The following is a 15,068-nucleotide window of genomic DNA, read 5'->3' as shown; positions in this document are numbered from 1 at the left end:
TTACTCAGAGTTAAGTGACGATAGCCTAGGAGATACACCTGTACCCATGCCGAACACAGAAGTTAAGCCCTAGAACGCCGGAAGTAGTTGGGGGTTGCCCCCTGTGAGATATGGAAGTCGCTTAGCTTTAATCCGCCATAGCTCAGTTGGTAGTAGCGCATGACTGTTAATCATGATGTCGTAGGTTCGAGTCCTACTGGCGGAGTTGTTAAGAAAAGGAGGTATATACTTCCTTTTTATTTTAGCTCTTTATCAACTGTAGTGGGTTGAAGAAAAGCTAAGCTATAGAAAGGACAAATTTCGTCCTTTCTTTTTTAATATTCAGAGCAATAAAAATCCGTTTTTTAAAGTTATCAAAGTTCCGAAAACCAAAGGTATTTCGTTTGATAAGTTTGATGAGATTATTGGTCGCTTCCAATTTGGCGTTAGAATTCAGAGCAATAAAAATCCGTTTTTTAAAGTTATCAAAGTTCCGAAAACCAAAGGTATTTCGTTTGATAAGTTTGATGAGATTATTGGTCGCTTCCAATTTGGCGTTAGAATATGGTAACTGAAGGACGTTGACGATTTTGTCTTTTTCCTTGAGAAAAGTTTTAAAGACAGTCTGAAAAATAGGATGAACTTTCTTTAGATTGTCTTCAATGAGTTCGAAAAATTTCTCCGGTTCCTTATTCTGAAAGTGGAAAAGCAAGAGCTGATAGAGATGATAGTGGAGTTTCAAGTCTTCGGAATAGCTCAAAAGCTTGTCTAGGATTTCTTTATTGGTTAAGTGCATACAAAAAGTAGGGCGATAAAATCTCTTATCACTGAGTTTACGACTATCCTGTTGAATGAGCTTCCAGTAGCGCTTGATAAGCTTGTATTCATGAGATTTTCGCTCAAACTGATTCATGATTTGGACACGCATACGACTCATGGCACGACTTAGATGTTGAACAATGTGAAAGCGATCAAGTACAATTTTAGCACACGGAAAAAGCTGTTTAGCCAAGTCATAGTAGGGACTAAACATATCCATAGTAATGATTTTCACCTGACAGCGAACGGCTCTATCGTAGCGAAGAAAGTGATTCCGGATGATGGCTTGTGTTCTGCCCTCAAGAACAGTGATGATATTGAGCTTTTCAAAATCTTGCGCAATGAAACTCATCTTTCCCTTAGTGAAGGAATATTCGTCCCAGGACATAATCTCAGGAAGACGAGAAAAATCATGCTTAAAGTGAAGGTCATTAAGTTTGCGAATAACGGTTGAAGTTGAGATGGCAAGCTGATGAGCAATGTCGGTCATAGAAGTTTTTTCAATCAACTTTTGAGCAATCTTTTTATTGATGATACGAGGGATTTGGTGATTCTTCTTGACGAGGGAAGTCTCAGCGACCACTATTTTCGAGAATTGATAGCACTTAAAACGACGCTTTTTAAGGAGAATTCTAGTAAGCATACCAGTCGTTTCTAGGTAAGGAATCTTAGACGGTTTTTGAAAGTCATATTTCTTCATTTGGCTTCCGCAATCAGGACAAGACGGGACATCGTAGTCCAGTTTAGCGATGATTTCTTTGTGGGTATCCCTATTGATGATATCTATAATTTGGATATTTGGATCTTTGATATCGAGTAGTTTTGTGATAAAATGTAATTGTTCCATATGATTCTTTCTAGTGAGTTGTTTAGTCGCTTTTCATTATAGATCTTATGGGACTTTTTTCTATAACAAAATAGGCTCCATAATATCTATAGGGGATTTACCCACTACAAATATTATAGAGCCAAAAAATTGAACAACTCCTAAGAGATTCATCGTACGCTAAATATCACAAACGTCTACAGATTATTTATTTTCGCTCAAAGGAAAAGAGTTATAAAGGAAAACATGGATCTGCTAGATTGCAATAAAACAACTATTCGGAGGAATTTGAAAAATATAAGGAGTTTGCTTTGGATGCTCTTCTTCAAGAGACCCGTGGCGGTCGCCATCGCGAATATATGACTTATGAAGAAGAGAAAGCATTTCTAAAACGTCATATAGAAGCTGCTCAGGCTGGGGAATTTGTAACTGTCAATCAGTTATTTGAAGATTATCAAAAAGAGATTGGTCGCACTTCCACACGTGATGGTTTCTATTATCTCCTGAAACGCCATGGTTGGCGAACAGTCACCCCTCGATCTGAACATCCCAAGAAGGCAGACGTTCAAACAATTGAGACGTCTAAAAATAAAATCTACATTCGAGACCTTAAGTAAGCGTTTTAAAGAGGAGAAATACTATAACAAAGTACGCTTGATGTACCAAGATGAAGCTGGTTTTGGAAGAATCAGTAAGATGAGTTTTTGTTGGGCTCCTCAAGGAATCCGACCTAGCATTCCTAGTCATTATATGCTAGAATATCTCTATTGTTATGGGGCAGTAGATGCTCAGACAGGAGATTCCTTCTTCCTCATTGTTGGAGGATGCAATACTGAGTGGACGAATGAATTTCTACGACAAGTCTCACAAGCTTATCCAGATGACTATATGTTACTTGTAATGGATAATGCTATATGGCATAAATCAAGTATCTTAGAGATTCCAAATAATGTTGAGTTAGCTTTTATTCCACCTTATACACCAGAAATGAACCCTATTGAACAAGTCTGGAAAGGAATTCGAAAACGAGGTTTTAAAAACAAGGCTTTCCAAACATTGGAAGCCGTCATTGATAAGCTTCAAGAAGTTATTCAAGGACTGGAAAAAAGTGTTTTAAAGTCCACTGTCAGCAGACAATGGACAAGGTTGCTTTTTGAAAATATTTGAGTGTAAAGCAGTTAATAAGGTCTTTATAATAGTCTAATTTAGGTAGTAAATTTCTTCCTATCCTGTCAACTTTTCTTATTTGTTATCTTGTTGAGGCTGGTATTTTAACAATTCAGGAATTGATACTTAATGTTTTAAATTTTTTGTTAGAATAAAGGTTATAAAAAGAAAAGGAGTATATATTTATGCTACAAAAAATTTATGAGCAGATGGCGGATTTTTATAGAAATATTGAAGAAGAGTATGGTACTGTATTTGGTGATAATTTTGATTGGGAACATTTTCATTTTAAATTTTTAATTTATTATTTAGTGAGATATGGTATTGGGTGTCGTAGGGATTTTATTGTTTACCATTATCGTGTTGCTTATCGTTTGTATCTTGAAAAGATGATAATGAAACAAGGTTTTATTTCTTGTTGAGATAGTCTGAGTGAATTTCCGAACAAATTTATTATTTTATAGAAAGATAATGATAAATAGCTGGTTATTTTTCTAAAACATTTTTTAATAGTTGGAAATAGCAAATCTTTCTATTGTTTCTTCTTGATAAAAAGGCGTTTTTTTCTTATAATAAATTGTAAGATATAATTGCAGGTGAGAGTCCTGCCATGTATGTGAGAAAGGAAGAGCCTGAGGGCTCAGACAAGATTATGACTTCAGTTGTTGTTGTAGGTACCCAGTGGGGTGATGAAGGTAAAGGGAAGATTACAGACTTCCTTTCAGCGAATGCAGAAGTGATTGCACGTTACCAAGGTGGTGATAATGCAGGGCACACGATTGTGATTGATGGTAAAAAATTTAAGTTGCACTTGATTCCATCTGGGATTTTCTTCCCTGAAAAAATCTCTGTTATTGGGAATGGTATGGTTGTAAATCCTAAATCTCTTGTAAAAGAGTTGAGCTATCTTCATGAGGAGGGTGTGACAACTGATAACTTGCGTATTTCTGATCGCGCGCATGTTATTTTGCCTTATCATATCGAGTTGGATCGCTTGCAAGAAGAAGCTAAGGGCGACAATAAGATTGGTACTACAATTAAGGGAATTGGTCCAGCTTATATGGACAAGGCTGCTCGTGTTGGGATTCGTATCGCAGATCTTTTGGATAAAGATATTTTCCGTGAGCGTTTAGAACGTAACCTTGCTGAAAAGAATCGTCTTTTTGAAAAATTGTATGACAGTAAAGCGATTGCTTTTGATGATATTTTTGAAGAATATTATGAATATGGTCAACAAATCAAGAAGTATGTGACAGACACATCTGTTATCTTGAATGATGCGCTTGATAATGGCAAACGTGTGCTTTTTGAAGGTGCACAAGGTGTTATGCTAGATATCGACCAAGGTACATATCCATTTGTTACGTCATCAAACCCTGTGGCTGGTGGTGTGACCATTGGTTCTGGTGTTGGTCCAAGTAAGATTGACAAGGTTGTAGGTGTATGTAAAGCCTATACGAGTCGTGTAGGAGACGGTCCTTTCCCAACTGAGTTGTTTGATGAAGTTGGAGAGCGTATCCGTGAAATTGGTCATGAATATGGGACAACAACTGGTCGTCCACGTCGTGTAGGTTGGTTTGACTCAGTTGTAATGCGTCATAGCCGTCGTGTTTCTGGTATCACTAACCTTTCATTGAACTCTATCGATGTTTTGAGTGGTTTAGATACAGTAAAAATCTGTGTGGCCTATGATCTTGATGGTCAACGTATTGACTACTATCCAGCTAGTCTTGAGCAATTGAAGCGTTGCAAGCCTATCTATGAAGAGTTGCCAGGTTGGTCAGAAGATATCACCGGAATTCGTAATTTGGAAGATCTTCCTGAGAATGCGCGTAACTACGTTCGTCGTGTGAGCGAATTGGTTGGCGTTCGTATCTCTACTTTCTCAGTAGGTCCTGGTCGTGAACAAACAAATATTTTAGAAAGTGTTTGGTCGTAAGAGATTTTTAAGATTTGTTTAAGATAGGTCGGGTATACTATAGACAGTTACAAGAAGACCTCCTAACTTGTTGTAACAAATATCCTAAACTTTTCTTTTTCATAATAATCTCCCTATAAAGTCACCGCATTCGGTGGCTTTTTTTGTCTTGGGATTCATGATATAATAATAAAATCGACAAGTAGGAAAAGGGAAATTGATGAATTATACAGTTGAAGAAAAAGAAGTCTTTATGAGGGAAGCTTTGAGAGAGGCTGAGATTGCTTTGGAACACGATGAAATTCCAATTGGTTGTGTGATTGTCAAGGACGGAGAAATCATTGGTCGTGGGCATAATGCGCGTGAGGAGTTGCAGCGAGCGGTTATGCATGCGGAGATTATGGCCATAGAAGATGCGAACCTTAGTGAGGAGAGCTGGCGCTTGCTGGATTGCACGCTTTTTGTGACCATTGAGCCTTGTGTCATGTGTAGTGGGGCGATTGGACTTGCCCGTATTCCAAACGTGGTCTATGGGGCTAAAAACCAGAAATTTGGCTCTGCTGGGAGTTTGTACGATATCTTGACAGATGAGCGTCTCAATCATCGTGTGGAGGTTGAAACGGGAATTTTGGAAGATGAATGTGCAGCTATTATGCAGGACTTTTTTAGAAATAGACGGAAAAAATAATTTTGCTTTTAAAATGAATGGGAATGTGATATAATAAATAGTAGAGCAACAGTTCTGCGTGAAGCGGGTCAGGGGAGGAATCCAGCAGCCCTAAGCGATTTGAATTGTGTGCTCTTTTTTTCGTGCTTTTTCCGAATAAATAAGATAGAATAATCTAGAATAAATGATAATAGAAAAGAGAAGATGATGAAAATTCGTGGTTTTGAATTGGTTTCTAGTTTTACAGATGAAAATTTATTGCCAAAGCGTGAGACAGCGCATGCGGCTGGTTACGACTTAAAGGTTGCTGTGCGTACGGTTATTGCGCCAGGAGAGATTGTCTTGGTTCCGACAGGGGTTAAGGCTTATATGCAACCGACTGAGGTTCTCTACCTATATGATCGTTCTTCAAATCCTCGTAAGAAGGGCTTGGTTTTAATTAATTCAGTTGGCGTTATTGATGGGGACTATTATGGAAATCCTGGGAATGAAGGGCATATTTTTGCGCAGATGAAGAATATCACAGACCAAGAAGTGATTCTCGAAGTTGGAGAACGTGTTGTCCAGGCTGTCTTTGCTCCTTTCTTAATTGCAGATGGAGATGTGGCTGATGGCATTCGAACTGGTGGATTTGGATCGACAGGGCACTAGAATGAAGATTATCTTTGTACGTCATGGGGAGCCAGATTATTATGAGTTAGAGAAGCGTTCTTATACGGGATTTGGGATAGATTTGGCGCCCTTGTCTGAGAAGGGACGGCAGCAAGCTCAGGAACTGAGCAAGAATCCTTTACTCCCTTTAGCTGAAATAATCATATCTTCTGCAGTCACAAGAGCTTTAGAAACGGCTTCTTATGTGGTTTGTGCTACGGGTCTTCCTTTGAGAGTGGAGCCATTATTGCATGAATGGCAGGTCTATGAAAGTGGAACAGATAATTTTGAAAAAGCTCGTACTATGTTTCTAGAAAATAATGGGGAGTTACTTCCTAATAGTCCTATTCAATATGAGACAGCTACGGAAATGAAGTCTCGTTTTCTAGAATGTATGTCTAAGTATCGAGAACACCAGACTGTGGTAGTTGTTGCTCATCGAATGCTCATGCGCCAGTTTGTACCAAATGAGAAGATTGATTTTTGCCAAGTGATTGAGTATGAGTTAGAGATATAGAAAGAGGTTTATCATCGCAAAGAAAAAAGCGACATTTGTATGTCAAAATTGTGGGTATAATTCCCCTAAATATCTGGGACGTTGTCCTAACTGTGGGTCTTGGTCTTCTTTTGTAGAAGAGGTTGAGGTTGCCGAGGTCAAGAATGCGCGTGTGTCCTTGACAGGTGAGAAGACCAAGCCCATGAAACTGGCTGAGGTGACTTCCATCAATGTCAATCGAACCAAGACGGAGATGGAGGAATTCAACCGTGTACTTGGAGGTGGAGTGGTACCAGGGAGTCTCGTCCTCATCGGTGGGGATCCTGGGATTGGAAAATCAACCCTTCTCCTACAAGTCTCAACCCAGCTGTCTCAAGTGGGGACGGTTCTCTACGTCAGTGGGGAGGAGTCTGCCCAGCAGATTAAGTTACGAGCAGAGCGCTTGGGAGATATTGATAGCGAGTTTTATCTCTATGCCGAGACCAATATGCAGAGTGTTCGAGCTGAGGTGGAGCGCATCCAACCAGACTTCCTCATTATTGACTCTATCCAGACCATTATGTCTCCTGAGATTTCAGGGGTGCAGGGGTCTGTTTCTCAAGTGCGTGAGGTGACGGCTGAACTTATGCAGCTGGCCAAAACCAATAATATTGCCATCTTTATCGTAGGTCATGTGACCAAGGAGGGGACTCTGGCTGGTCCACGTATGTTGGAGCATATGGTAGATACGGTACTTTACTTTGAAGGGGAACGCCACCATACCTTCCGTATTTTAAGAGCGGTCAAAAACCGTTTTGGTTCTACCAATGAAATTGGGATTTTTGAGATGCAGTCGGGTGGTCTGGTTGAGGTACTCAATCCGAGCCAAGTTTTCCTAGAAGAGCGTTTGGATGGAGCGACTGGTTCGTCAATAGTTGTGACCATGGAAGGGACGCGTCCAATTTTAGCAGAGGTTCAGGCTTTGGTGACACCTACCATGTTTGGAAATGCCAAGCGTACTACGACAGGACTTGACTTCAATCGTGCTAGCTTGATTATGGCTGTTTTGGAGAAACGGGCAGGATTGCTTCTCCAAAATCAGGATGCTTATCTCAAATCTGCTGGTGGTGTAAAATTGGATGAACCTGCGATTGACTTAGCTGTTGCAATTGCCATTGCTTCGAGCTACAAGGACAAGCCAACTAATCCTCAGGAATGTTTTGTTGGAGAACTGGGCTTGACGGGAGAGATTCGGCGCGTGAATCGTATTGAACAACGTATTAATGAAGCTGCTAAGCTGGGATTTACCAAGATTTATGTACCTAAGAATTCCTTGACAGGAATCACTCCGCCTAAGGAAATTCAGGTCATTGGGGTGACAACGATTCAGGAAGTTTTGAAAAAGGTCTTTGCATAATTCGTGACAAATCCTCTTAAAAATGATAAGATAGGAGAAATATTTGACTATCAAATTTTCGAGGAGGGAATCATGTCGTATTTTGAACAGTTTATGCAAGCCAATCAGGCTTATGTTGCCCTACATGGGCAGTTAAATCTGCCACTTAAACCCAAAACAAGAGTTGCCATTGTGACCTGTATGGACTCACGTTTGCACGTTGCGCAAGCTCTAGGTTTGGCACTTGGGGATGCTCATATCTTGCGGAATGCAGGTGGTCGAGTGACTGAGGACATGATTCGTTCGCTAGTTATTTCCCAGCAACAGATGGGGACAAGAGAGATTGTGGTGCTGCACCATACAGACTGTGGTGCTCAGACCTTTGAAAATGGTCCTTTTCAGGAGTATTTGAAAGAGGAACTGGGTGTCGACGTGTCAGACCAGGACTTCTTGCCCTTCCAAGATATAGAGGAGAGTGTGCGAGAGGATATGCAAGCCCTTATCGAATCTCCCTTAATACCAGACGATGTCATTATCTCTGGTGCCATTTATGATGTGGATACAGGAAGTATGACAGTTGTAGAATTATAAATACTTCATTTAGAAAGAAAGTGTATGAAGAAAAACAGTATTTTATTTATTTTTATCTTATTGCTATGTATTGGTTTACAGTATGAAACCATCTACTATACGGATGGTTCGATGTCAGCTGCGGAATATGGACTAATGGGAGTTTCTATCTTTCTAGCTCTCTTTTACATGATTCCGGCTCTTTATTTCCTTTTCTGTATTGGGAAAAAATGGGAATTGCCAAAGAATGCCTTGATTTTGTCTTTATTGGGTGGGATGTTCCTTTCAGGCTGGCTGTCTAGCTTTGCGAATACCTATATCCATGATTTGCTGGGTATTCTTTTCCCAGATAGTGCATTTTTAAATGCTTTTGAAAGTGCGATTGTGGCTCCTTTGGTAGAAGAACCCTTGAAATTGTTGCCACTTGTCTTTGTTTTAGCTTTGATTCCTGTCCGAAAATTAAAATCTTTGTTTTTACTAGGGATTGCTTCTGGTTTGGGATTCCAAATGATTGAGGATATTGGTTATATCCGTACAGATTTGCCAGAGGGATTTGACTTTACTATTTCGAGAATTTTAGAGCGTATCATCTCAGGAATTGCCTCTCACTGGACTTTTTCAGGTCTGGCTGTAGTAGGTGTTTACTTACTTTACAGAGCTTATAAAGGACAGAAGGTTGGCAAGAAAGATGGGCTTATTTTCCTAGGTTTAGCCTTGGGAACTCACTTCTTGTTTAATTCTCCTTTTGTAGAGTTGGAGACAGAGTTGCCTTTAGCGATTCCAGTGGTTACAGCTATTGCTCTCTATGGTTTTTATCAGGCTTATCGCTTTGTTGAGAAGAACGATGGGTTGATGAACTAGAATATTTTTAAAAAGAATGATGCAAGGGCACAAATATGCTGCCCTTCTTTTATTTTTGATTGAAAAATAGTGTAAAAAGCGCTACAATGGTAGATGGAAAAATCTTGTGAAAAGCACAAGCGATACATATATACCGGAGGAAATCATGTCTTTTTCTGATTTAAAGCTGTTTGCCCTTTCTTCTAATAAAGAATTGGCAGAACGTGTGGCGCAGGAGATTGGGATAGAGTTGGGGAAATCAAGTGTTCGCCAATTTTCAGATGGAGAGATTCAGGTCAACATCGAAGAATCAATCCGTGGGAAACACGTCTTTATCCTACAATCAACTAGCTCGCCTGTAAATGACAATCTGCTTGAAATTTTGATTATGGTAGATGCTTTGAAGCGTGCGAGTGCAGAATCTGTCAATGTTGTCATGCCTTACTATGGGTATGCACGTCAGGATAGAAAGGCGAGAGCGCGTGAGCCAATCACTTCAAAACTTGTTGCAAATATGCTTGAAGTAGCTGGAGTGGATCGTTTATTGACAATCGACTTGCATGCTGCGCAGATTCAAGGATTCTTTGATATTCCTGTGGATCATTTGATGGGAGCTCCTCTGATTGCGGATTATTTTGAGCGTCGTGGCATGGTTGGTTCTGACTATGTGGTTGTCAGTCCAGACCATGGAGGGGTGACTCGTGCCCGTAAGTTGGCAGAATTTTTGAAAACATCTATCGCTATCATCGACAAACGTCGTAGCGTTGATAAGATGAATACCAGTGAAGTCATGAACATCATCGGTAAGGTCGAAGGCAAGACTTGTATCTTGATTGATGATATGATTGATACTGCTGGAACGATTTGTCATGCGGCAGATGCCCTTGCGGAAGCTGGTGCCGTTGAAGTCTATGCAAGCTGTACGCACCCAGTTCTTTCTGGTCCTGCTATGGACAATATCCAAAAATCAGCTATTAAGAAATTGGTTGTTTTGGATACCATCTATCTGCCAGAAGAGCGTTTGATTGATAAGATTGAGCAGATTTCAATCGCTCATCTCCTAGGGGATGCTATCGTACGTATCCATGAAAAACGCCCACTTTCTCCACTTTTTGGTATTGAGAAAAAGATTTAATAACCAAGCCTGAGATAATTCTCAGGTTTTTTTCGTCTCTTTTCCGAATAAATAGATAGAGTCAGTGAATCTAGTAAAACTAGATTTAATACTCTTCGAAAATCAAATTCAAACTACGTCAACGTCGCCTTGCCGTACTCAAGTACAGCCTGCGGCTAGTTTCCTAGTTTGCTCTTTGATTTTCATTGAGTATAAAACTGTGATATAATAAAAGGAGGAGAAGGATGATTCTAAGACATCCGGGCATCAGCCCGACTAATGACTTAGTTGCTAAGAAAATCTTTAGCAATCCGGAAATCACTTGTCAATTTATTCGCGATATGTTGGATTTACCAGCAAAAAATGTGACCATTTTGGAGGGAAGTAATATTCATGTCTTGCCTTCTCTGCCCTATTCAGCACAAGATTTCTATACAAGTATTGATGTCTTGGCGGAGTTGGACAATGGAACTCAGGTAATTATTGAGATTCAGGTGCATCATCAGAATTTTTTCATCAATCGCCTGTGGGCTTATTTGTGTAGTCAGGTCAATCAAAATCTAGAAAAAATTCGCCAGCAAGAAGGCAATACTCATCAAAGTTACAAGCATATCGCACCAGTATATGCTATCGCAATTGTGGACAGTAATTACTTCTCAGATGACTTGGCTTTCCACAGCTTTAGTATGCGTGAGGACACGACAGGTGAGGTCTTAACCATCACCAATAATGGTCAAGAAAACCATCTGGTTAAGATGGCATTCTTGGAATTAAAAAAATACAGAGAAACCAGCAAGGATAGCGTTCGCAAGCCATGGTTGGAGTTTTTCGGGAACAAACCCTTTACCCAAGAACCCGAGCGAGCCATCAGCCAAGCAGATCAACTGCTGGACTACAAGAGCTGGTCCGAGGAGGACAGGAAGATGTTTAGTCAACTACGTATGCGCGAAGAACAGGCATTATTAGCTCATGACTATGCCTTGGAACAAGCTGAGGAAAAGGGCTTAGAGCGTGGACTTGAGCGTGGTCGTGCAGAAGGAGTTGAACAAGGCCGAGCTGAGGGTATTGAGCAAGGTATTGAACAGGGACTAGAACGTGGGAAACTTTTTGCCTTTCTAGATATGGTTCGCCAAGGTCTTCTGACTTCGGAGGTTGCGAGCCAGCAGCTGGGTATGACGGTCTCTGAGTTTGAAGCACTCTTGTAAGACCATCACAAACAATGGGCAAGAAAACCATTTTGTTAAGATGGCATTCTTGGAATTAAAAAAATACAGAGAAACCAGCAAAGACGAGGTTCGCAAGCCCTGGTTGGAATTTTTCGGGAACAAACCCTTTACCCAAGAACCCGAGCGAGCCATCAGTCAGGCAGATCAACTGCTGGACTACAAAAGCTGGTCCGAGGAGGACAGAAAAATGTTTAGTCAACTACGTATGCGCGAAGAACAAGCGTTATTGGCTCAGGATTATGCCTTGGAGACTGCTAGGGCGGAAGGTCTTGAACAAGGTTTAGAGCGTGGTCTTGAACAGGGACTGGAGCGTGGGAAAGCTGAAGGAAGTTTCGCTATGTTAGCAAATCTAGTCCGTCAACAGCTACTGACATCTGAAGTTGCTAGCCAGCAATTGGGCATGACTGTCGCTGAGTTTGAGGCGCTGTTAGAAAGGCATAAGTAAGAAATCTGTGGACAAACGTTATGTAATATGAAAATAACTAAAAAGGGTAGCTAAATTGCTTGATGTAAAAGAGATTGGCTATCTTTTTTGTTAGGAAAATTTGAACTTTCACCTGTCTTTTCCGAATAAATAGATAGAGCCAGATAATCTAGGAAACCTAGATTTAAAAATGTGCTATAATGAAAGGAGAAAGAATATGACTGTACGTCATCCGGGCATCAGCCCGACCAATGACTTAGTTGCTAAGAAAATCTTTAGCAATCCAGAAATCACTTGTCAATTTATCCGCGATATGTTGGACTTACCAGCCAAAAATGTGACTATTTTGGAGGGAAGCAATATTCATGTCTTGCCTTCCATGCCATACTCGGCGCAGGATTTTTACACTAGTATAGATGTCTTAGCTGAACTAGATAATGGAACCCAAGTAATCATTGAGATTCAAGTTCATCATCAGAATTTTTTCATCAATCGTCTGTGGGCTTACCTGTGCAGTCAGGTCAATCAAAACCTCGAAAAAATTCGCCAGCAAGAAGGAAATACTCATCAGAGTTACAAACACATCGCACCAGTATACGCTATCGCCATTGTGGATAGTAACTACTTCTCAGATGATTTGGCTTTTCATAGCTTTAGCATGCGAGAGGATACGACGGGTGAGGTTTTAACGATTACAAACAATGGACAAGAAAACCATCTGGTCAAGATGGCGTTCTTGGAATTAAAAAAATACAGAGAAACCAGCAAAGACAAGGTTCGCAAACCGTGGTTGGAGTTTTTCGGGAATAAACCCTTTACCCAACAACCCGAGCGAGCCATCAGCCAGGCAGACCAACTGCTAGACTACAAGAGCTGGTCCGAGGAGGACAGGAAGATGTTTAGTCAACTACGTATGCGCGAAGAACAAGCCTTGTTAGCACAGGACTATGCCTTGGAAACAGCTAGGGCCGAAGGTATTGAACAAGGTATTGAAAAAGGATTAGAGCGTGGAAAAGTTGAAGGACAAATCTTTACCTTTCTAGATTTAGTACGCCAACATGTTTTAACTTCCGAATTTGCGAGTGAACAATTGGGCATGACTGTCGCTGAGTTTGAGTCACTATTGAAAGAGCATCACAAATAATAACTAAAAAAATACAGAGAAACCAGCAAAGATGAGGTTCGCAAGCCGTGGTTGGAGTTTTTCGGGAATAAACCCTTTACTCAGCAACTCGAGCGAGCCATCAGCTAGGCAGACCAACTGCTGGACTACAAGAGCTGGTCCGAGGAGGATAGGAAGATGTTTAGTGAACAACGCAGGCGTGAGGAACAAGCATTATTGACTCATGACTATGCCTTGGAAACAGCTAGGGCGGAAGGTATTGAACAGGGACTGGAGCGTGGACTTGAACGTGGGAAAGTTGAAGGAAGAGTTTTTGCTTTTCTAGATATGGTCCGTCAAGATCTTCTGACATCTGAAGTTGCTAGCCAGCAATTGTGGATGACTCTCGCTGAGTTTGAAGCTTTATTATGAGTTCAATCTTTATTCAATCTTTATATAGTAGAAAGTTTATGAAATGGCAAGTTTTAGCTGAATACTTGCCGTTTTTACTTGACTTTTATGAGGGTTTATAAGATAATACCAAGGAAGTGAGTTCTATCCAACTGTCTATGTGGATTAGATATGAATGATTTTACTCAAGGATGATTAGTTTGTGAGATTTTCACTCAAAAATACAATATTTGACGGGTATTTTTCTCACAAAGATGTTTTTTCACCTTTTTTTGAAAAAATAGGTAAAAACTTTAAAAACTAGAAGAAAACCCTTGACAAATCCTGCAAATATTTATATACTGTATGGTAGTAAGATAGTCTTACGAAAAATATATAATGAAAAACAAAGGAGATAAAACGATGAAAAAAGTTTTATTGACAAGCGCAGTCGCTCTTGCAGCATTTGGTGCTGTTCAAGCTGTTTCAGCTAATGATCTTAGCACTTCTGCTGGTGCTACTAATGGTGGTACAGTATATGGTAAAGTAGATCCTAGAACTGGTAAAATTGTAGGTAACGCATATAGTGCAAATGAACACCCTTCATTCCACCATGCAGTGCCAGATGCTGACCAATACAAACCAGCTGAACCAGCTACAAATCCATATGATGTTGTTAAGGATAAAGATGGAAAAGTTATTAAAGCAGTAAAATTTGGTAACGGTTCACATGTACGTTTCCATGTTCGTGATATCAAAGGTAATGCAGTAGCAGGTGTTAAAGTTGATGTTATGATTTGGGCAAACAAAGCTGACTACTTGAACTACGCTAAAGCAAACGTTGTTTCTGCTGAGTCTGATGCGGCAGGTGATGTTGAACTTGCAGTAGCAAATGGCGGATTGGTTCAATACCGTGTTGCTTATGTACCAAAAGGGTATGTTGTAAAAGGTATTGAGTCAAATAGTGGACTTTACACAGTAAATAAAACTTCAAACGGTGCGGAAATCGGTAGCGTCGCAGAAGGAACATTTGTGTATAGTGGTTCTGCTGATTTAGACCAAGATGGAAAAGCTGATATGTTCACAAACGCAAACGTTGATTTGGTTCTTGAAAAAACTGACTCATACAACGTTATGAAAGACCAATGGGTACAAGAAGAAGCTGGATGGAAATACTACGCTTCTAACAAAGCTGTTACAGGTTGGAAACAAGTTGACGGTAAATGGTACTTCTTTAACGCTGAAGGCGTAATGCAAAAATGGTGGGTTAAAGATGGAAACACTTGGTACTACCTAAACGGATCAGGCGCTATGCAAACTGGTTGGTTGCAAGACGGTGGTAAATGGTACTACCTTGAAAACTCAGGTGCTATGAAAGCTAGCCAATGGTTTGAAGTTTCTGGTAAATGGTACTATGTTGACGGTTCAGGTGCCCTTGCAGTTAACACTACTGTAGGTGGATACACTGTTAACGGAAACGGTGAATGGGTTAAATAATCTAATT

General features: G+C 40.3%; 13 protein-coding genes, 1 tRNA gene, 1 rRNA gene, 1 other RNA gene and 3 pseudogenes. 18 read left to right on the top strand and 1 reads right to left on the bottom strand.

The features are described from left to right. Positions 1 to 10 precede the first annotated feature (10 nt). Positions 11 to 126 (top strand): 5S ribosomal RNA (rrf, locus tag FJR77_RS07975). A gap of 5 nt (positions 127 to 131) precedes the next feature. Continuing rightward, positions 132 to 205 (top strand) — tRNA-Asn (locus FJR77_RS07970). Between the two features lie 72 nt (positions 206 to 277). On the opposite strand, the gene FJR77_RS07965 is transcribed toward FJR77_RS07970, so the two are convergent. Next, a complete protein-coding gene (locus FJR77_RS07965) occupies positions 278 to 1,645 on the bottom strand; it encodes an ISL3 family transposase (RefSeq protein ID WP_140834166.1) in 1,368 nt (455 codons plus the stop codon). Positions 1,646 to 1,773: 128 nt separating this feature from the next. On the opposite strand from FJR77_RS07965, the pseudogene FJR77_RS07960 reads away from it, so the two are divergent. From FJR77_RS07960 to FJR77_RS10480, 16 genes and pseudogenes are all read left to right on the top strand, one after another. Then, positions 1,774 to 2,791 (top strand): annotated as a pseudogene (locus tag FJR77_RS07960) (IS630 family transposase). Between the two features lie 185 nt (positions 2,792 to 2,976). Then, positions 2,977 to 3,213, top strand: coding sequence for a sigma(X)-activator ComW (comW, locus tag FJR77_RS07955; protein ID WP_000939541.1), 237 nt, complete (start codon positions 2,977 to 2,979; stop codon positions 3,211 to 3,213). Between the two features lie 230 nt (positions 3,214 to 3,443). Then, a complete protein-coding gene (locus tag FJR77_RS07950; RefSeq protein ID WP_140834254.1) occupies positions 3,444 to 4,730 on the top strand; it encodes an adenylosuccinate synthase in 1,287 nt (428 codons plus the stop codon). 199 nt (positions 4,731 to 4,929) lie between these two features. Beyond that, a complete protein-coding gene (gene tadA / locus FJR77_RS07945; protein WP_140834167.1) occupies positions 4,930 to 5,397 on the top strand; it encodes a tRNA adenosine(34) deaminase TadA in 468 nt (155 codons plus the stop codon). 32 nt (positions 5,398 to 5,429) lie between these two features. Continuing rightward, positions 5,430 to 5,527: signal recognition particle sRNA small type (ffs, locus tag FJR77_RS07940), an RNA gene on the top strand. Positions 5,528 to 5,583: 56 nt separating this feature from the next. After that, complete coding sequence (locus tag FJR77_RS07935; RefSeq protein ID WP_000701985.1) at positions 5,584 to 6,027, top strand: dUTP diphosphatase; 444 nt, start codon at positions 5,584 to 5,586, stop codon at positions 6,025 to 6,027. Continuing rightward, entirely contained in the window at positions 5,987 to 6,544 is a 558-nt protein-coding gene (locus tag FJR77_RS07930) for a histidine phosphatase family protein (protein WP_004247189.1), read from the top strand. The genes FJR77_RS07935 and FJR77_RS07930 overlap by 41 nt, the downstream gene beginning before the upstream one ends. A 13-nt stretch (positions 6,545 to 6,557) precedes the next feature. Next, a complete protein-coding gene (radA, locus tag FJR77_RS07925; protein ID WP_140834168.1) occupies positions 6,558 to 7,919 on the top strand; it encodes a DNA repair protein RadA in 1,362 nt (453 codons plus the stop codon). A 72-nt stretch (positions 7,920 to 7,991) separates the two neighbouring features. Beyond that, entirely contained in the window at positions 7,992 to 8,489 is a 498-nt protein-coding gene (locus tag FJR77_RS07920; RefSeq protein WP_000119802.1) for a beta-class carbonic anhydrase, read from the top strand. A gap of 24 nt (positions 8,490 to 8,513) precedes the next feature. After that, positions 8,514 to 9,329, top strand: coding sequence for a PrsW family intramembrane metalloprotease (locus FJR77_RS07915; protein ID WP_140834170.1), 816 nt, complete (start codon positions 8,514 to 8,516; stop codon positions 9,327 to 9,329). A gap of 145 nt (positions 9,330 to 9,474) precedes the next feature. Beyond that, positions 9,475 to 10,443, top strand: coding sequence for a ribose-phosphate diphosphokinase (locus FJR77_RS07910; protein ID WP_033680978.1), 969 nt, complete (start codon positions 9,475 to 9,477; stop codon positions 10,441 to 10,443). Between the two features lie 224 nt (positions 10,444 to 10,667). Continuing rightward, the gene (locus FJR77_RS07905) at positions 10,668 to 11,627 is read left to right on the top strand and encodes an Rpn family recombination-promoting nuclease/putative transposase (protein ID WP_140834172.1); all 960 of its coding nucleotides are present in this window, start codon (positions 10,668 to 10,670) and stop codon (positions 11,625 to 11,627) included. Between the two features lies 1 nt (position 11,628). Beyond that, positions 11,629 to 12,093: pseudogene (locus FJR77_RS10180) on the top strand (Rpn family recombination-promoting nuclease/putative transposase); the annotation flags it as partial. A gap of 196 nt (positions 12,094 to 12,289) precedes the next feature. Next, positions 12,290 to 13,216 carry an Rpn family recombination-promoting nuclease/putative transposase gene (locus FJR77_RS07890; RefSeq protein WP_140834174.1) on the top strand — a complete coding sequence of 309 codons (927 nt, stop codon included), beginning with the start codon at positions 12,290 to 12,292 and terminating at the stop codon, positions 13,214 to 13,216. Between the two features lie 3 nt (positions 13,217 to 13,219). After that, positions 13,220 to 13,606, top strand: a pseudogene (locus tag FJR77_RS07885) (hypothetical protein); the annotation flags it as partial. 381 nt (positions 13,607 to 13,987) lie between these two features. Next, the gene (locus tag FJR77_RS10480) at positions 13,988 to 15,061 is read left to right on the top strand and encodes an N-acetylmuramoyl-L-alanine amidase family protein (protein WP_173277345.1); all 1,074 of its coding nucleotides are present in this window, start codon (positions 13,988 to 13,990) and stop codon (positions 15,059 to 15,061) included. Positions 15,062 to 15,068: the final 7 nt, after the last annotated feature.

It is taken from the genome of Streptococcus shenyangsis (assembly GCF_006385785.1).
GTDB lineage: Bacteria > Bacillota > Bacilli > Lactobacillales > Streptococcaceae > Streptococcus > Streptococcus shenyangsis.
The sequence above is the reverse complement of the archived record's forward strand: the minus strand, read 5'-3'. Positions and strand labels throughout refer to the sequence as shown.

Coding starts and splice junctions, on each gene's coding strand:
- FJR77_RS07965 (WP_140834166.1), bottom strand. CDS start 1,645: ATGGAACAATTACATTTTATCACAAAACTACTCGATATCAAAGATCCA.
- comW (WP_000939541.1), top strand. CDS start 2,977: ATGCTACAAAAAATTTATGAGCAGATGGCGGATTTTTATAGAAATATT.
- FJR77_RS07950 (WP_140834254.1), top strand. CDS start 3,444: ATGACTTCAGTTGTTGTTGTAGGTACCCAGTGGGGTGATGAAGGTAAA.
- tadA (WP_140834167.1), top strand. CDS start 4,930: ATGAATTATACAGTTGAAGAAAAAGAAGTCTTTATGAGGGAAGCTTTG.
- FJR77_RS07935 (WP_000701985.1), top strand. CDS start 5,584: ATGAAAATTCGTGGTTTTGAATTGGTTTCTAGTTTTACAGATGAAAAT.
- FJR77_RS07930 (WP_004247189.1), top strand. CDS start 5,987: ATGGCATTCGAACTGGTGGATTTGGATCGACAGGGCACTAGAATGAAG.
- FJR77_RS07920 (WP_000119802.1), top strand. CDS start 7,992: ATGTCGTATTTTGAACAGTTTATGCAAGCCAATCAGGCTTATGTTGCC.
- FJR77_RS07915 (WP_140834170.1), top strand. CDS start 8,514: ATGAAGAAAAACAGTATTTTATTTATTTTTATCTTATTGCTATGTATT.
- FJR77_RS07910 (WP_033680978.1), top strand. CDS start 9,475: ATGTCTTTTTCTGATTTAAAGCTGTTTGCCCTTTCTTCTAATAAAGAA.
- FJR77_RS07905 (WP_140834172.1), top strand. CDS start 10,668: ATGATTCTAAGACATCCGGGCATCAGCCCGACTAATGACTTAGTTGCT.
- FJR77_RS07890 (WP_140834174.1), top strand. CDS start 12,290: ATGACTGTACGTCATCCGGGCATCAGCCCGACCAATGACTTAGTTGCT.
- FJR77_RS10480 (WP_173277345.1), top strand. CDS start 13,988: ATGAAAAAAGTTTTATTGACAAGCGCAGTCGCTCTTGCAGCATTTGGT.